The sequence below is a fragment of the Leptolyngbya sp. GGD genome (genome assembly GCF_026735145.1).
Taxonomy (GTDB): Bacteria; Cyanobacteriota; Cyanobacteriia; order Leptolyngbyales; family Leptolyngbyaceae; genus Leptolyngbya; species Leptolyngbya boryana.
Map to the genome: position 1 here is coordinate 1715400 of NZ_JAPQKE010000001.1, position 18604 is coordinate 1734003.

Annotated in this window: 14 protein-coding genes; 2 read left to right on the plus strand and 12 right to left on the minus strand. The window is 46.5% G+C overall.

From position 1 onward, the window contains the following. Window positions 1-175 precede the first annotated feature (175 nt). From OU814_RS08085 to OU814_RS08120, 8 genes are all read right to left on the minus strand, one after another. The gene (locus tag OU814_RS08085; protein WP_268181783.1) at window positions 176-4210 is read right to left on the minus strand and encodes a non-ribosomal peptide synthetase; all 4035 of its coding nucleotides are present in this window, start codon (window positions 4208-4210) and stop codon (window positions 176-178) included. Further along, window positions 4197-7496, minus strand: a complete 3300-nt coding sequence (locus tag OU814_RS08090; protein WP_268181785.1) for a non-ribosomal peptide synthetase — start codon at window positions 7494-7496, stop codon at window positions 4197-4199. Before OU814_RS08090 ends, OU814_RS08085 begins: the two co-directional genes overlap by 14 nt. Window positions 7497-7510: 14 nt before the next feature. Then, on the minus strand, window positions 7511-9385 hold the full coding sequence (locus tag OU814_RS08095) for an AMP-binding protein (protein WP_268181787.1): 1875 nt from the start codon (window positions 9383-9385) through the stop codon (window positions 7511-7513). Between the two features lie 275 nt (window positions 9386-9660). Beyond that, on the minus strand, window positions 9661-11949 hold the full coding sequence (locus OU814_RS08100) for a Tex family protein (protein ID WP_268181789.1): 2289 nt from the start codon (window positions 11947-11949) through the stop codon (window positions 9661-9663). Window positions 11950-11995: 46 nt separating this feature from the next. Next, the gene (locus OU814_RS08105) at window positions 11996-12667 is read right to left on the minus strand and encodes a hypothetical protein (protein WP_268181791.1); all 672 of its coding nucleotides are present in this window, start codon (window positions 12665-12667) and stop codon (window positions 11996-11998) included. Window positions 12668-12822: 155 nt separating this feature from the next. Continuing rightward, on the minus strand, window positions 12823-13182 hold the full coding sequence (locus OU814_RS08110; RefSeq protein ID WP_268181793.1) for a HepT-like ribonuclease domain-containing protein: 360 nt from the start codon (window positions 13180-13182) through the stop codon (window positions 12823-12825). Continuing rightward, window positions 13169-13549, minus strand: a complete 381-nt coding sequence (locus tag OU814_RS08115) for a nucleotidyltransferase family protein (protein WP_268181795.1) — start codon at window positions 13547-13549, stop codon at window positions 13169-13171. Before OU814_RS08115 ends, OU814_RS08110 begins: the two co-directional genes overlap by 14 nt. Window positions 13550-13707: 158 nt before the next feature. Beyond that, complete coding sequence (locus tag OU814_RS08120) at window positions 13708-15279, minus strand: peptide ligase PGM1-related protein (protein WP_026148783.1); 1572 nt, start codon at window positions 15277-15279, stop codon at window positions 13708-13710. 84 nt (window positions 15280-15363) lie between these two features. Between OU814_RS08120 and OU814_RS08125 the strand changes: the two genes are divergently transcribed. Next, entirely contained in the window at window positions 15364-15912 is a 549-nt protein-coding gene (locus OU814_RS08125) for a 5-formyltetrahydrofolate cyclo-ligase (RefSeq protein ID WP_268181798.1), read from the plus strand. Between the two features lie 37 nt (window positions 15913-15949). Beyond that, a complete protein-coding gene (locus OU814_RS08130; protein WP_172410456.1) occupies window positions 15950-16126 on the plus strand; it encodes a hypothetical protein in 177 nt (58 codons plus the stop codon). Here OU814_RS08130 and OU814_RS08135 read toward each other — a convergent pair. From OU814_RS08135 to OU814_RS08150, 4 genes are all read right to left on the minus strand, one after another. Further along, window positions 16123-17046 (minus strand): phosphoribulokinase, encoded by a 924-nt coding sequence (locus tag OU814_RS08135; RefSeq protein ID WP_268181801.1) that lies wholly within the window; start codon window positions 17044-17046, stop codon window positions 16123-16125. The two genes, OU814_RS08130 and OU814_RS08135, sit on opposite strands and share 4 nt — an antisense overlap. Window positions 17047-17143: 97 nt before the next feature. Next, window positions 17144-17434 (minus strand): Asp-tRNA(Asn)/Glu-tRNA(Gln) amidotransferase subunit GatC, encoded by a 291-nt coding sequence (gene gatC, locus OU814_RS08140; RefSeq protein WP_268181803.1) that lies wholly within the window; start codon window positions 17432-17434, stop codon window positions 17144-17146. A gap of 24 nt (window positions 17435-17458) precedes the next feature. Beyond that, window positions 17459-17980, minus strand: coding sequence for a photosystem I assembly protein Ycf3 (locus OU814_RS08145; RefSeq protein WP_017289419.1), 522 nt, complete (start codon window positions 17978-17980; stop codon window positions 17459-17461). An 83-nt stretch (window positions 17981-18063) separates the two neighbouring features. Further along, on the minus strand, window positions 18064-18600 hold the full coding sequence (locus tag OU814_RS08150; RefSeq protein ID WP_017289418.1) for a hypothetical protein: 537 nt from the start codon (window positions 18598-18600) through the stop codon (window positions 18064-18066). Window positions 18601-18604: the final 4 nt, after the last annotated feature.

Genomic DNA, 18604 nt, shown 5'->3' on the forward strand with positions numbered 1-18604 from the left:
TTGAACAAAAAGATTCATCCTCCCAAGATAGAGGGTAAATCTTTCTTGAGAGGGGTTTTCAACTTGATCCTGACCGAGGGAAATTGAGTATTGATAGCAGTCGAAAAGCCTATCAATACTCAATTTATACCTTTAAAGGATCTTTTAAGAGGATGTTTCAAGAGTATAAAACCCTCTAAGTAAGATCGAGTGAATCGATCGTCGCTTTAATCGCTTCTGCCAGCCTTTGCACATCAGGTTCTCGCATAATACTATGATGATCTCCGGCAAACACCTCAACTTCAATCTGATCAGAGACAAACTTCTCCCACCCAGATTGTTCAATCAGTGACTTAGATTCATCTGTGATCTGACTGAAGTAGAAATAGATCCGACCCGGATAAGCGCAAGATGGAATATAACTGTGAACAGCCTCCCCTCCTCGAAACATCCATTCTCGTTGTGCCTGCTGTGCTGGCGACTCTGGCTTGAACACCCGCTTGATTGAGGTAAGCAGGCGATCGATGAGAGAAGGAACTCGCTTAATCTCGTGCACAACATAGTCGAGCCGATCAGAAGGCTTCAACCCGATTAATTTCTGAGAATGGAAGTACAGCGTTCGAATCACAGGCAGTTCTGGGAGAGGTTTGGGTTTCTGGCGTTGCATCTGTGAAGCTAACCAGCTTTCTGCTAACGCGAGAAATGCAACTTCCTCGCCTTGAGCTTGAAGTTGGAGGGCTGTTTCAAACGCGACCAACCCGCCCATACAAAATCCCCCTAGTAGATAGGGACCTTGAGGCTGAAGTCTTTTGAGTTCCGCAAGACAAAGCTTTGCTCGATCGCGAATGTGTTCGGCAGGTTCTAGAACCTCCAATAGTCCAGTATCTAGATAAATCAAAGGTTGATCTGCTCCAAGATGCTGAGTGAGTGCAGCGGCTTCAGTCGGATGCTGAGAATACCAAAATAGCGATCGCAGTTGAGTTTGGGCAGCATCAAGCTTGATTTGCTCTTGCTCTAATCGCTGCGCCATTTGCTTGACTGTTGGCGCTTGAAATACGGCAAATAAGGGGAGTTTTCTGCCGATCAGTTGTTCGATCGCGCTTTGAAGCCGCACAGCTAAGAGCGAGTGACCGCCAATCTCAAAGAAATTATCATCTGTGCTAAGTGACTGCATTCCTGAAACGCTCTGCCAAATCTGGAGCAGTTGTGTTTCTAAAGGACTGGTGACTAAATTCGGATTTGCACTATCAGAAAGGTTTTCAGATGACTTGAAATGGTGGAGTTTCGCGCGATCGACTTTACCATTGGGGGTGAGTGGGAAAGCTTCTAGAACATGGAATGCCTGTGGCAGCATATAATCGGGCAGAGTTTGTTGAAGAAACTGCCGTAATGCTTTCGGAGCAATCACTTGCGTAGATGTGAGATAAGCCTGCAAGGATTTGTCTTGAGTGTCAGTGTGCTCAATGACAACGATCGCATCTTGCACATCAGGATGCTGTCTGAGTGCTGTCTCAATTTCTCCCAACTCGATCCGAAATCCCCGCAGCTTAATTTGATGGTCGAATCGTCCTAAAAAGTCTAGATTGCCATTCGGCAGATAGCGCGCTCGATCGCCCGTTCGATACAGTTGGACTGGAACTCCATCAATTTGAGTCGAAACAAACTGTGAAGCATCGGGACGATGGAGATAGCCCAATGCTAATCCATCTCCCGCGAGACAAATTTCACCGGGAATCCCAACTGGAACGGGTTGAAGATGGCGATCTAGTAAAAAGATTTGCGTATTTGAGATCGGGCGACCAATTGGCAGCGTTGAGGAAACTTGCTCAACGCGATACCAGGAAGAAAAAGTCGTGTTTTCCGTCGGTCCATACACATGTAAAAATTGCTCAGGTGCGCCGCACTCGAACACTTGATTGACCCACTGTGGATCAGTTACTTCTCCACCTACAAGTAGATATCGCAGAGTTTGGAATGCAGTAGGAACATGCTGAGCGAGTTGATGAAACAATGCAGTGGTGAGAAACAACACTCGAATCGAGTGAGTCTGCAATGCTGCTGCAAATTCGTTAGGCGAGAGAAGAACAGCTTTGGGTACGATCGCGAGGGTTGTGCCATTGAGTAAAGCACCCCAGATTTCAAACGTAGCGGCATCAAACGAACAATTTGAAACCTGAGCGATCACATCTGAAGCTTGTAAATCGACATAATTCGTATTCAGGACTAATCGCATGACTGCACGATGTGGAACCATCACACCTTTGGGATTGCCAGTAGAACCAGAGGTGTAAAGGATGTAAGCCAAATCCTGTGCAGTATTGACAGGAGCGAGATTCTCTGGAATGTTCTCTAGCTGGAGCGCATCAAGATTGATCACTTGGCAGTTCGAGAATGCTGCCGGAAAGATTGATTCACTCTCATGCAGAAGAATGCGAGCTTGGGTATCTTCGAGCATGTAGCTCAGACGATCGACTGGATAAGTGGGATCGAGTGGGAGATAAGCCCCTCCTGCTTTGAGAATTGCCAGCAGCGCAATGATCAGCTTGGGCGATCGCTCTAAGTGAACTGCGATCGCTTGATTAGGTTGAACGTCTAAAGTTCTCAAATAGTGTGCAAGTTGATTCGCTTGCTGATTAAGTTCGCGATAGCTGTAGCGCTGCTCGTCCATGACGAGTGCGATCGCGTCAGGAGTTTGTTCGACTTGAGCTTCAAACTGTTGATGAATGCAAGTCGTTCGAGGATAGTCTGTATGGGTTTGATTCCAGTCTAGGAACTGCTGTTTTTCAGAAAGTGTAAGAATGGGCAGGGTTGAGATCGACTGATCCGGTGCTTCGATGATTCCATTGAGAAGAATTTCAAAGTGCTGGCTCATTTGTTCGATCGTGCTGCGGTCAAGAACCTCTGTGCGATAGAGCCACGAAACTTTTAATCCTTGAGTACTTTTGGTACAGGACAGCACCAGATCGAATTGAGCAGTTTCCGTGTCGATCAAAATTGGGGTTGAATTGGCAATGCTCAGAGACGAATCAGATGCATTTTGCAGCACAAACATGACTTGAACTAAAGGATTCTGATTCAAGCGGCGTTCTGGTTGCAGTTCTTCAACGAGCTTCTCAAAGGGCAAATCTTGATGTTCGTAAGCAGAGAGAACAACATCACGCACTCGACTCAAGAGCGATCGAAATGTGGGTTGACCGCTCAAATCTGTCCGAAGGACAAGTGTATTGACGAAAAAACCAATTAAGCCTTCAACATCAACCCATTTCCGATTCGCGATCGCAGAGCCAATCAGCATATCTTCTTGCTGAGTATAGCGGTATAGCAATGTTTTGAAAGCAGTTAGTAACATCATAAATAGAGTTACTTTTTCTTGCTGCGCGAATTGCTGAATGGCTTGAGTGAGTGTTTTGGAGAGAGTTAGAGAATATCTTTCACCTGCATCAGTTTGAACTGTTGAACAACTTGGGGTTGCCTTTGTAAAACAGTTGGAAAGTTCCAGAACGGGCAATTCTCCGGCTAAGCGTTGCTTCCAGTAATCAAGCTGTTGAGTTAAAACGTCGCCGCTGAGCCATTGTTTTTGCCATTGAGCAAAATCAGCATATTGAATCGGCAGTGCAGGAAGCGAAATCGGAGTACCAGTTGTAAATGCAGTGTAGTAAGCATTGATTTCGCGCAGAATAATGTCGCCTGACCAACCATCTGAAGCAATGTGATGGAGCAATAAGAGTAAAGCTTGTTCACCATCGGGAAGACGAAATAGCGTAACTTTGAGCATCAAATCCTGACGCAGATCAAATGATTGCTGAGCCGCTCGAGTCAACGATCGCTGAAGTTCACTTTTCTGCTCCAAATCAATGACGGCGAGATTCACAGGACAAGGTGGCTGAATCACCTGAACAGGTTCATCTGCAATCACATCAAATGTGGTACGAAGAACTTCATGACGTTCCACGATCTCATTGAGAGCTTGCTGTAGGGCAGAAAGATTTAGCTCAGACGGAAAGTGAAGTGCGATCGGAATATTGTAAATCGCAGTATCCGGTTGCAGTTGCGCGAGAAACCAGAGTCGTTGTTGAGCAAAAGAAAGCGCACAGGGGGATTGCTGTGATCGCTTTGGAATTTGAGAAATGGCAGGTTTTTGCTGTTTTTTGAGAAGCTGTGCTTCAAGTAAGGCACGTTTTTCGGGCGAGAGTTGCGCCAATCGCTGGTTGAGTAAATCAGTTGACCGCATCAGATCCGTCCTCAAGTAGATTGAGCAGTTGAAGTAACTCTTCGTCCTCTAATGTTTCAAGCTGCTGTTGAGTGATGGCGATCGCTAACTCTGCGATCGTCGGTGATTCAAACAAGCAACGGAGCGGCAAATTGATGTGCAACTCAGCATCAATGCGGGTGATGATTCGAGTCGCCATTAAGGAGTGTCCTCCTAACTCAAAGAAATTATCATTGACGCTGATTTCTTTGAGACCAAGTACCTGTTGCCAGATCTCTGCAAGCTTTGCTTCGATAGGCGTGCGTGGTAAAGCGGCATCACTCTCTAGCTGCTTCGTTGGAGCCGGAAGCGATCGCCGATCAATTTTCCCCGTTGGTGTGAGCGGCAAGGTGTCGAGAACCACGATCGCGTTCGGGATCATGTAATCCGGTAACTTTGATTTCAGAAACGATCGCAACTCAGCGACATCCACAGGTTGAGCGAGTACGACATAGGCGACAAGCGTTTTTTCGTTAGATTGGTCTTCTCGTACGATTGCGACAGCGATTTGTACTGCTTTTTGCTCCATGAGTACGGATTCAATCTCACCTAGCTCAATCCGAAATCCGCGAATTTTCACCTGATGATCGATCCGACCTAAGTACTCAACATTGCCGTCTGGGAGATATCGCACTAGATCGCCCGTTTTGTACAATCGGGTTCCTTTGGCAATGTCTTGCAAACTGGGTGGAATAGGAATAAACCGTTCTGTGGTGAGATCTGGACGATTAAGATAAGCGATCGCTAAGCCATCCCCACCAATGTGCAGTTCACCAGGAACGCCAATCGGCAACGGTTGTAAATGTCGATCAAGAACATAGAGCTGCGTATTCGCGATCGGGCGACCAATTGCAGGTGATTTTTCAGCCGTTCTCACTCGATAGAGGGTCGAATAGATGGTGGTTTCGGTGGGTCCGTAAAGATTCCAAACGCAATTACTCTGAGCGAGAAGACGACTCGCGAGATCTTTAGATAAGGCTTCTCCACCACAGAGGATTTTCAAGTGAGGCTGGCTCTGCCATTGAGATCCAAGTAAAATTTGCCAGGTTGCAGGCGTAAAATTTGCGATCGTTGCCCCGCTCGACTGCATTAACGCAGCAAGACGCTTGCCGTCGCGCACGACTTCTTGTGGAGCAATGACGAGTTTTGCTCCTGCAATTAAAGGCGAGTACAGTTCAAAAGCAGCCACATCGAAGCAAAAAGACGCAACTGCAACCCAAGTATCGTTGGCATTGAGTGAAAAAAATCTCTGTCCTGCCCACACTGCATTGACCAGAGATTGATGAGCAATGATCACTCCTTTAGGCTTTCCGGTTGAGCCAGATGTGTAGAGGAGGTAGGCTCGATCAGATAGGGTTGTCGTGAGTGTCGGATTTTCTGAATTCAGAATCTCACTGTGTTGATCGAGGACAATGAGATGGACAGGATGAGCATCAAAAGCATCAACATGCCAAGATTGAGTGACTAAAATCGAGAGTTCTGCGTCTTCTAACATTAAAGCTAGGCGCGATCTCGGATAAGTTGGATCAAGCGGCACATAAGCCCCACCTGCTTTGAGAATTCCTAGCATTCCAACAATCATGTCGAGTGAGCGATCGACACACAATCCGACAAATTGGTTCGGAACAACTCCCAATCGTTGCAAGTGATGAGCAAGTTGATTTGCGCGTTGATTCAGTTCTCGATAGGTCAGGGATGCTGCTGAAAATTCAACAGCGATCGCATCGGGTGTTTTCTCAACTTGAGCTTCAAATAACTGATGAATGCAACAATCTGGATAATCGTGCTCAGTATTATTCCATTCGACTAAAGACTGATATTGTTCGGCTTCTGTGAGTAAAGGAAGTTCTGATAATGTGCGATCGCAATTCTGTACAATCCCGGAAAGTAACGTGAGTAAATGCCCACTCATGCGCTCGATCGTTTCTGGCTCAAATAAGTCTGTGTTGTACTCAAACCTTGCTTGTAGCTGTCGATCAACTTGACTCATTTCCAACGTCAGATCAAACTTAGCAATCTCTCTGTCTAGAGACATAGGGTGCAATTCCAGCCCAGAAAGAGTTTGCACTTTTTCTGGTAGGTTTCGCAGTGCAAACATCGTTTGGAACAGAGGATTTTGACTCAGACTGCGCTCAGGCTGCAAAGCTTGTACTAGTTTCTCAAACGGAAAACTCTGGTGGCTGTAGGCATCTAATGCCATTTCTCGCACGCGTTTTACCAAAGTGCGAAACGTCGGTTGCCCACTCAGATCTGATCTCAGCACGAGCGTATTGGCAAAAAAACCAATCAAGGGTTCAGTCTCGATCCGATTTCGATTCGCGATCGGAGTTCCAATCCAAAGGTCTTCTTGCTGCGTATAGCGATAGAGTAAGGTGTTAAACGCTGCCAGAAGTACCATAAACAAAGTAGCTTGTTCTTGCTGCGCGAGTTGAATCAACGCTGTGGTTAATGCTTCCGGCACTGTGAAACGGTAGTGTGCGCCTGTGAAGGTTTGCACGGCTGGACGGGCGTGATCTGTGGGTAGCTCCAACATTGGAATTGTTCCACCCAATTGCTTTGTCCAATACTCAAACTGCGATCGCAATTTTCCCGTTTCAAATTGCTGGTGTTGCCAGAGTGCAAAATCTCCATACTGAATTGGTAATTCAGAAAGCGATGAGGGGTGTTGCTTCAAAGCTGCTTCGTAGAGTTCACCTAACTCTTGCCAGAAAATCCCGACTGACCAACCATCAGAAATCAAATGATGCTGAACGAGTAAAAGCACAGATTCAGCGTGATCAAGCTGCAGTAAAGTCATTCGCCATAAGGGGTTTTCAGCCAGATCAAACGGTTGGCAGATCACTTGCTGAATGTGCTGTTGGCAGATAATTTCCCGCTCAGACTCAAGCTGAGATCGCAAATCAATTTCGGCAAACTCGATCGCAGGGTCGCCTATAATCTGCACAGGTTCGCCATTGCTCAGTCCAATCGTGGTTCGCAGGATTTCGTGTCGTTGAGCGATCGCGCTTAATGCCTGTTGCAACACCTCAACGTTCAACTGTCCCTGCACTCGCACCGCATCAGCAATGTTATATACCGGACTCTCTGGCTCTAACTGTGCCAAGAACCACAATCGCTGCTGTGTGAACGAAAGTGGAATGGGCTGTGCTGGATCGCGATGGGGAATAGTTGCAGGTTTAGCGCTCTGTTCCTGCTGCTGAAGTTTTTGTTGTAGGAGCGTGCGCTGTGCGGGAGATAGGTTGGCAAGGCGTTGGGCAAGATCTTTCATAGGTCTGGGGACTTTTACAACGATAGGTTTTCGATGAGTGCTAGGCGTTCCGCTTCTGGTCGATCCTGCAATTGATTGAACAGCGACATTAGCGTGCTAGACTCCGCACATAAGGCATCAATTCTTTCTGCTTGCTCCATGAGAGTTGGAGATTGAAATAAGGCGACCAATGGCATCTCAATCTCGAAGATCTGAGTAATCCGCACGATGATTTGAGTTGCTTTGAGTGAATCTCCTCCTAAGGCAAAGAAATTGTCGTGTCGTCCGATGTTGCAGTCCGTTCCTAAAACTTCAGCCCAAATAGCAGCAAGTTTCTGTTCCGACTCAGTTCGAGGAACAACAAACTCAGGTTTCAATTGATCAACGAGCTTTTCAAACAAACCAATCCGTTGTAGCTTTCCAGTTGCGCCCGTGGGAATGGCATCGACCATCACGACTTGACTGGGCACTTTGAAATCTGCCATCTTTTGGAACAAGATCTGGCGAATTTTTATTGCACTCAAATTAGCTCCCGGATGTAGGACAACTGCGGCTGCAACATCTTCGCCCAGAGTCGGATGCGGGACTGCAAATGTCACCGCTTGAAAGACTTCTGGGATGTCCATCAGTACGGCATCAACTTCTAAAGGTGCAATCTTTTCTCCACCCCGATTGATGATTTCTTTTAATCGCCCTTGCAAGAATAGAAAGCCATCGGCATCGAAATAGCCTTGATCTCCGGTTCTAAACCAACCTTGAGTCAATGCTTTTGCTGTCGCTTCCGGATTCTGTTCATATCCAGATGTGACATTTGCACCTCGAATCACAACTTCCCCGATCGCACTCGGTTGAAGCAATTGTCCTGTTTCATCCATGATCGCAACCTCTAGCCCGATCGCTTTTCCGACTGAGCCAGCTTTACGATCGCTAGGTGACAGCAGATTACTGGTCATTTGATGGGCTGCTTCGGTCATGCCATAAGCTTCGATGACAGGAACCTGAAAGGTTGTTTCTAGTAAATTTTTGACCTGAGTGGGGAGTGCAGCAGAAGAAGAACGAATCAAACGCAGAACCGAATGCTCAAGTCGATCGCGCTGTTGTTCGGCTTGAGTCAAAATGGCTTGATGAATAGTAGGAACTGCACTGTACCAAGTCGGCTGAAAAGTTTCAAACCAGTCGAAAAATCGAGTGGCTTGAAATCCCGGTGTACAAATCACTTGCCCACCTGCTGCGATCGACGCAAGTAATACGCCGACCAATCCATGAATGTGAAACAGGGGCATTAAACTCAGACAGCGATCACTTGGCGTTAATTCCAAAGTTGTCGCCACATTGTTGGCAGAAGTCCATAGGTTGCGATGGGTGAGAGGAACCATTTTTGGACGAGAGGTTGTGCCTGAGGTGTGCAGGATCAGTGCGACATCATCAGGTTTTGCAAACTCAGGATGTCCATCACACACTGCGTGACCTTCTAGCTCAAATTGTCCTGCTGAGGTTGGAATAAGGTCGAGAATTGGAATGTTGCGAGCCTGGGCGCTCGAACGTGCGGGTGAGGGTTGTCCGGCGAGAATGATCAGTGCTTTTGCTTGCAAGTCGTCTAAATAGAAATCAAATTCTGCACGTTGATAATTTGGATTCAGCGGCGCACAGGTAGCACAACTCGCGATCGCGAGAAAAACAACTGCCATTTCCGTCCCATTGGGGAGCACAACTGCAATCCGATCGTTGGGCTGAATCCCGTGGGCTGTCAGGATGCGGGTAACTTTTGTAATCTGACTGTGGAGGGCTTCATAGGTTAAGCCAGATTGCGGAGGTTCGTAGACAGATCGAAGCGCGATTGAGCTAGGCTGACATTCTGCTTGAACTGCAACGAGATGATGAAGGGTGAGATTCGCATCGCTGTGTCTCAATAGAAACCTCCATAACAGAAGTTAAAATGACAACATATTATACTGACGGACTCTCAGATGACCCGGAAATTGCGATCGGCGAATCTGAATGCCAAATCATGTCTTAATTGCGACGCATGATCCCTTGGCATTCAAAAATTTCAGATATACAGATAAACCAGACTAAACAGAGATTTGAGCGATCCAGTCTTTTCCAAAAGGCTCCGCACGGTTAGCCCTAGAATCCCATTCCGGTATGGGTGAATGGGTCTCAACGATTACCTGCAAAATATTCTCTAAGCCTTCTTACCAAACTTCGACTTTAAATCATCTAACGACGCTGGCTTTTGCTGCGATTTCGATTTTTCTGGGGTTCTTCGTTCGGGTTGTTTCTGTCCTGAGGTCTTCACTGCTTGAGAGCCTGTTGAACCCGATTGTTCTCCTGACTTCATTGATAAACTGATTCGTTTCAGTGCTTCATTCACTTCTAAAACGCGCACTTTTACAACCTGTCCAACTTTCACAATTTGATTCGGATCGCTGACAAAGCGATCGCTCATTTGCGACACGTGAATCAAGCCGTCCTGATGCACACCAATATCAACAAATGCTCCAAAATTTGCCACATTGGTGACAATTCCTTCGAGTTCCATGGCGACTCGGAGATCTGAAATTTCTTTGATGCCTTCTTTGAAGGTTGCGTACTTAAATTCAGCACGCGGATCACGTCCAGGTTTTTCTAGTTCTGCAACGATGTCGCGCAGTGTCGGTTCTCCGATCGCGTCTGTCACATACTTCTTTAAATTCGTTTTAAGTTGCGCTGCGATCTGAGCCGTTTGGGTCAGAGGGACGTTGAGATCTTTAGCGATCGCTTCTAAAATTGCGTAGCTTTCTGGGTGAACGGCAGTATTGTCTAATGGATTTTTACCGTCGCGAATTCTCAGAAAACCCGCAGCTTGTTCAAAGGTTTTTGCACCCAATTTTGGGACTTTGAGCAATGATTTACGATCTTTGAACGCACCATTCTGATTGCGATAGTTCACAATGTTATTCGCAACCGTTGAACTCACACCAGAAACAAACATTAATAGCTCTTTCGATGCTGTATTGAGGTCAACTCCGACATAGTTTACGCAACTTTCAACCGTTTCATCTAGCTTTTTCTTCAGGAGCTTTTGATCCACATCATGTTGATACTGTCCGACTCCGATCGATTTTGGATCAATCTTGACTAATTCTGCTAACGGATCTTGTAAACGCCGTCCAATGCTAATTGCGCCTCTGACGGTGATATCAAGTTCGGGAAACTCTGCGATCGCAACTGGACTTGCTGAATAAATTGAAGCACCGGATTCATTCACAATCACTTTAATCGGCTTGCGTTCTAAAGTCGTTAAAACTTCTGCGACAAATTCATCAGTTTCGCGGCTCGCAGTTCCATTTCCGATCGCAATGAGTTCAATTTGATATTGCTCAATCAACTTCTTCAAAGACACGGCTGCTTGCTTGCGCTTCTCAGCCCCAGTGTGTGGAAAGATTGCTTCGTATTTGAGAAATTGACCCGTTTGATCCAGGACTGAAACTTTGCAGCCTGTTCGGAAACCCGGATCGACGGCGAGCGTTGGCTTCATTCCAGCCGGAGCCGAAAGCAGTAACTCGCGCAAATTAGTTTCAAAGGTTTTAATCGATTCGATATCGGCTTCTTGTTTTTTCTGCGATCGTACTTCTGAAATGATCGAAGTTTTCATCAAGCGATTGAACGCATCTTTGAGCATCGATTGATAAAATTCTCGAACAGGTTTTGCCTTTGTCCGAATCGTTTCTGACTCTAGATACTGCTGTACCGAATCCTCATCAAAGCTGAGATCAAAGCTCAGAATTCCTTCTGCCTCTCCACGGTATAGAGCGAGTAGGTTATGAGGTGCAATCTTAGTAATCTTCGCTTGATAGTTGCGGTACATTTCAAACTTTGTACTGCCCTCAGGATAGTCATCTTTGATCCGCGACACAAAGATTCCAGACTCCAAGAAAAACTCGCGCAGATGCGCCCGAAATTCAGCCTTCTCGGCAACTTCTTCCGCCAAGATATCCGAAGCTCCTTGCAAAGCTTCCTCGATGGTTTTAACGCCTTTTTCTTCAGATAAATACCGCTTTGCTTCGTCTTCTAAGGATGCGACAGATGCGTTGGGCTGATTCAAAGCAGCGATAAAAACAGCCAACTCACCTAAGCCTTTCTCGCGTGCGATCGTCGCTCTGGTTCTGCGCTTCGGACGATATGGCAGGTACAAATCTTCTAGTTCATTCTTCTGCAAACACGCTTCGATCTTGAGCTTCAACTCTTCCGTGAGTTTGCCTTGAGACTCGATCGATTCGAGAATGGTTTTCTTGCGTTCTTCTAATTCGGTCAGATAAGTAAAGCGATCGAACAAATCCCGCAACTGCACCTCGTCCATTTCGCCAGTTCGCTCTTTGCGATACCGTGCAATAAATGGAACCGTTGCCCCTTCTGCAAACAGTTCGAGTGCATTGCTGATCTGAAACGATCGCAGTGAGAGTTCTTCTGCCAGAAGTTGAGGGATATTCATGATCTCGGAACCCACGCTAAAAATTCTGCTGAGTTCCGAGTGTACCTTAGAATCGCTGAGGTGTCACAGTTCCCGGAGTTGTTGCGGGTGGAGCAGGCGTACTGCCGCCAGGAGAGGGCTGCACCGGAGAGGGAGTAACGGGTGCAGGTAATGTGACTGGCGAAGTATTCGTTGCACCGGGTAAAACGGTCGGCTGCAAATCGCGGGTAATATCACTCGCGCTGATGCAAGCCGAGATCGATTGCTCGGTGGTCAATTTCAAGTCCCGACTCAAATCGACGACACAATTAGAAAACCGAGCAGGGAGCAAACTTTGACGGCAGCCATTTAAGACATTGACCAAAGCAGTTTGCGGCGCGCGACGACGAATATCGACAACACAGGTCGAAGCTTCTACTGGGCGGCGGACTTGCCGACAGACTGAGAGTGCATCCTCGGCGGACACTTCATTGCGGGTAATACGATCGACACAAATCCCCAAATCTTTGGGACGGATCGCTTTTGCACAGGCATCCGCAGCAATTTGAGCTTCGACTTTTCCACGCGTTAAATCCCGCGCACAAGCTCCAAAATCGGCTTCATCAACACCGGGACGAATAAATACGTCATCCAGCACGCCTGCTTTGACAGGTGATGCTAATGCGATTAAAGTTCCAATCACTGTCGATGTAAGCAGCGATCGAGTGATTTTAGACTGCATCATTTTTGAGATCGACATCCTAAGAGTCCTCGCCCCACAGGTATACAGGAGAATTGTGGCACATTGCTGCTGAGTAGCGGCTATCAAATTAGTTTGTTCACTAAATGTTAAAAGCTAAAGTGCAATTACAAGGCTAGATTTTGCGTACGATCGCAAAAATGCAATAGAAAACTTTAAGATGACTGCCCCGACAATTCCGACAAAAAACGCTCTACGTTTACAAGAACCTCCGGCAAGACCGTATTCATAATGTCCCACAGAATTTCATGATCAACCTGTTCGTAGTGATGAGCAATAATATTCCGTAATCCGATCATATTCCCCCAATCTACGTCAGGATGTGCCCGTTGAAACTCAGTTGAAACCCGACGAGCCGCCTCACCTAAAATCTCAAAATTGCGCTCGACTACACGACGTAACCATAGTGTCTCTAGATATTCCATCTCAGAGACTCCAGCCATAAACTGTTGAATCTCTCGAATTGCTTCAGCTATATCCCAAAGTGCCGCAGCATCACGATCATGACTTTGCATAAATGATCTGACAGGTGCGTAAAATTTCTGCTCGACGATAAGGATTTGTCAAAAGCTCTTTTCGGACTAAATCCACTTTCCGCCCAAACAACTGCTCCAACTCAGTTTGCAAATTCTGCCAAGCTCTCCAAGACAGCCGATAACCTCTTTCAAACACCACTAAAACATCGACATCACTCGGATCGTTGCCTGTCACTCGAAAGTCATCTCGCAGTACCGATCCAAACACCCCAAATTCTGCAATGCGGTGACGATCGCACAATGCTTTAATCTCTGACACCTCTACTCTCAGACGCGCTTGCAACAGTTCCGCAATGGGTTGTGTCTGCAAAGCGATTGGTGCTGTTGTAACTGGCTCCATCGTCATGACGTGAAATACCACTCCTGTGTTCTACAGATCATAGCTAGCTTTGGAAAGAGTCAGTGAAAGTCTCACGACCCTGATTTTTGAGTAATGTGCAGCATTGTTATCGTGGCATCTTGTTTCTCAACAAACTCACCGAATTTCTGAAGTGCGAAAATGCTTCAATAGCCGCTATTCCAACGCATTGAAGCGATCGACGATGAGGTGAGATGGGAATAGTCTGAGGTTTTCGTTTCATCGTCGATCGCTTTCACGACTCGTCGATACAAATCCTCTGCCTGCTGCGGAGAATTGCCAATGCTGGTCAACCCCAATTTCCCAAATTCAGACAGACATCCCATCAGGTGAAACACTGTTCCCGTTTCTGTACTCGTATCGAAGTGCAATTCGTGATACGCAATGATATCCATCAAATCATTGGGTAATAATCCCCGGTATTGCGATTTCTGTAAATTATCCGTTGCCATATAGTATTTGGGTCGTCCCTGTTGGCTATAAAATAAGCCACTTGAAAGGTCATAACGCCCGTTGGTCAAAAATTTCAGCGTCATGAATGGGTGAGTTGTACCGCCTTTTCGGAGATTGATCTCGATCGCATAAACTTTCCATCCTTCTTCCTCGCGTACTGCGACAAAATCCACGCCGAATCGCTCCAGTGCTCCTTTTGCGGCTAACGTCCGCCCCACGTGCAAGCTCAAATCCTGAATGCTCATTCGGTACGCTTCATCTGCCGGAAAACGACAGCCGAGATAGATTTGTCCATTCAAAATCTGGTCGTGAGTCGAGAGGATTTCGATTTCTCCATCGGGTGTGACGCGACCCTGCACACTTGGCGAAAACTTATGGTCTCCTTCGATAAAGGCTTCTGCGATCGCGCCCAATTCTGAAATTCGACCCCCATAATTTTCCCAGGTTTCCGACTTTGCCTCGAATTTGAGATGAGCAAAGTGATCGTAAATCTTTGCCACTCGCTGCTGATGCGAAATGGTTCCAGGCTTCACTTCTCCTAATTGTCGCAGATCTAAAATTGCATTTCCTTCTCCTGAAAATCCTTCATTCAGCTTAATCACGACTCGTTTTAATTCGGGATTGCGTTCCCATAACTCAGCGGTGGCAACCGCTAGATCTTTTGCATTCCAAACTAAATCACTGCCGTCTGGAAAAGGAATGCCACTTTCGGCAAAAATCTGCCGACTGCCGCTCTTGGTTCCCCAGTGCAGAAGGGTCGGATCAAGTGCATACAATGGAATGCCTAACTGTACCGATAGATCTCGCTCACACGCTGTCGAGTTGTAGCAAATCATGTATGCCCGCTCTGGGTTTACTGCTTGTCGAATCCGATCGAGTAAACGCGGTCGATCCAGAATTTTCTCAGTCAGAGGTTTCGTTGATGAATCATAAGTCGAAAGCAACAGCAAGCGATCGCGCGCATGGGAAAATGGAATACCAGGTAATAGCTGAAGATAATAATCAACGACACTCGGATGAATCGGTTGCGAAGTCACATAAACCAACCGAGTCCGAGGATTTCGCAATCGAATCAGCGAAAAGAGCAGTCGTTCTTCATAATGCAAAAAACCTTCAATTTTGAGCAGTTCATGCTGATCAATACTTAGCGACGGAATGACGATGATATCCGCATCACTCGTGTCAAACTCAACTACATTGCGCCAGCGATCGCGCAACTGATTCTGTAACTTCTGAAACTCAAGGGTTGGGTCAAGCATGTTCATGGCGCACAATTCGCGATCAAGCTGATACTCGCGATCATATCTACTGAGATTAAGGCACAGTGAAAATAGCAAGAAAGCGTAAAAATGAATAAATCAGACTTAAGAAAAATCTATCTTCAGAAGCGTCTTTCTCTCTCTCAAGTGGAGTGGAAATCAAAAAGTCACGCGATCGTTGAACATCTCAAAATTTCAGAGCTAGTGCGATCGAGCCAAACGATTCTCTCGTATTGCAGCTTCCGCCAAGAACCTGATTTAAGCGAACTGCTGACGCTGCCGAAAATTTGGGGACTCCCGCGCTGTGTGGGTCAGTCGCTCTCTTGGCATGTTGCTGGCAATCTACGATCGGGCAAGTTTGGCATTCAGGAACCTGATCCCGATAGTCCTCAAATTAATGTTTCAGAAGTAGATTTAATCCTTGTCCCTTGTGTGATGTGCGATCGAAAGGGCTACCGATTGGGATATGGTGGGGGATTTTACGATCGCCTATTCAGTCAACCGGAATGGCGCGAGAAAAAGGCGATCGGCATTCTATTTGATTTTGCAGTTGTGGATGAGTTCGCGATCGATGAGTGGGATCAGCCGTTAAATGCAATTTGTACAGAATCCGGACTCTACAGCCAATTGAATCATTAGAATGAGGGCATCAGATCGCTTCGGAGTGAATTTTCTGATGGAAAGCAACACTTCCCCACACCCGCACCAGGAATGGTTCGATCGAGGCAAAGAAGATGCTTGGTCAGGTCGCTCAAAGCAACCCCCTGAGCATGATCCACAGGCTGCTAGTTTTTACGACTTGGGCTATAGCGAAGGCGAAATCGAACGCCCAAAAACAGACTCACTACTCTAGATCGCTTTCGTTGCTTTCAGCATGTGATACACAATCAACAACTGTGTCATAGCTAACGGGTAGCTCTGAATCATCTCCCCTGTTGTTCCTGAAACTTTTCCTAATTCCGTATCGCTTGTCGGATTACAAACATTCGATAATGCTGGCAGCTCATCACAGATAAAGCGCTCTAAATGCACAACTTGATCCTTCGTGGCGTGTCCATCGATTTCTAGCACATCGACAGGCTTACCCATATCTCGATCGAGTCCCAACCGAATCGCCGATTGCGTGGGCGAATCTTCTCCAACGACCCGCGTTAACTCAGGATGAGGGATCGTCGGACGCAGCACTAATTTCACATCCAATTGTCCATTTGAATCCGTTGTCGATGGGCAAAAACTCACGACTAAATCTGACCAGCTTCGCTGCGGACGAATGTAAGCTTCTGAATCTGGCTCTCGCTTTTGTAACTCTTCTAAAACCTGTTCTTCTGTGTAGCCCCGCTTTTGCGTATCTCGCTTCACCTTCCACTGTGCCCGCAACGACTCTGGTGGAGCAAGATAAACTTTCACGTCGTAAGCGTCTCGTGCTACACGAGTTGAATAGCCAAGCAGTCCTTCTACAATGACAAACTTGCTCGGCTTGATATAAGTCGGGGCTTCAAAGGTTCCCGTCTTATGGCTGTAATTCGGCTTCAGAATCGGCTGCCCCGATCGCAGCAGCGATAAATGCTGCTGCATGATATCCAAGTGATTACAGTCAGGATGCAAGGCTGTAATTCCAATCTGAGCACGTTGGGTACGATCGTACTTGTGATAGTCGTCTGTACAAATTGTCGTTACATTTTCTTCACCCAACACCTGAGCAATCCCGCGTGTCAGTGTGGTTTTGCCTGCTGCACTATCTCCCACAATGCCGAGAATGATTGGACGCGACATGATTTCTCCTAGGACTTCACAAGGGCAATCTATCCTTGTAAGGAAAGCACTAATCTCCCTAAATGGAAAGTGACGTGAATCAAATCTTTAAGAAGATTCAGTCTCCAGTGACAATCTTTGGCACTTTGAAGAAATCGCCGTCGCGATCGGGTGCACCTTCGAGAATGGTTTCGCGATCAGTATAGGGTTGAAGCCGATCGACTCGAACGACATTCGAGACATCGATCGCGCGTGTGGTGGGTGGTACATCACTGACATCCAACTCACTCAACTGCTCAAAGTAGTCGAGAATATCGTTCAACTGGGTTGTAAATTTCCCCTCTTCTTCAGGAGTCAATTCTAGGCGAGCTAAGTGCGCGACTTTCTGAACCTGTTCGCGATCGATCATACAAACTCTCTCAAACTAAATCGCTTAGAAGTATACATCCATCCCCGATCGACCGGTTGTTTTTAGCCAGTTCTGAGCTTCGATATAGTTGTTCGGAGCTTGTAGAATTGCCCGCTTCCAGTAGTCTGCGGCTTGATCAAAGAATTTGTCGCCTTCGTCGTCGTTGCCTTCTTCTTTGGCTTTCTCGCCCAAATAGTGATAAATCACTGCAATGTTATTCAAAGCTTGAGGCAGGCGAGGATTTTCATCAATCGCTTCGTGGTATAGGGTCAAAGCTCTGTCGTGATCCCCATTGCTGGCGTAGATCAAGCCCATGTTGTAGAGAATGTAGCTACGATCGTTAGAATCTTCTTCGAGTTTCAGTGCTTCTTCATAGTTTTCAAGGGCTTCTGCATATTCCCCATCAGCCTGTGCAGACATGCCATCTCGATAATAAGCAAAAGCTTCTTTTTCTTTGCGACTCGCCGGAAAGACCTTCAAGATCAAATCCGCCATGACGGTGAAGCTTTTATCGATGAAGTTGTCGTTACGTTGAGATCTAGGCATAAACGTTTGTTAAATCGTGAGACTGTCTTTCAGTTTAGCGCCTTAATGAACCAGCCCAAGCAATCGATCCGCTCATCATGATGTCATGGAACAGTAGAAAGTCCGGTATCAGGTTCTGCTTCTGTCCCAAAATTGGGTTGAGGAGAGAGCGGAGAGCATGGAACGCTGATGGACTGTCCACCGTCACCGCGTGAATCCATTCGGACGAATAAATAGGCAAGATTGAGATCGTGTAAAGTGCCCGTGACAAACTCAATATTGTTCAACGACCAATATTGTAGAACTTTCAAATCATCAACTGCACTTTCGTAAAATGCCGTAACGGCGGAAGTTGGATAATTGAGTATCGCTTTTGCAAGAAAACTTTTAGGTTGAAGCTTGGTCTGAATCACTTGTTCTTGCATCTGATGAATCACCTGCCTGCGTAACTCTTCTTCCGCAAGTGAGCGAAATGCTTGTTTAACAAGATCTAAGTTCTGCGTAGCAAATTCTAGTGCTTGTGATTGACTGCAAGAAATCCTCTGCTCTAATAACTCTGTCACAGCGCAGTATCGATCGAAAACTTCTGCATAAGGAGCTGTAATCGGAACACCCAGAATTGCAAACGCATCTGACTGCATTATT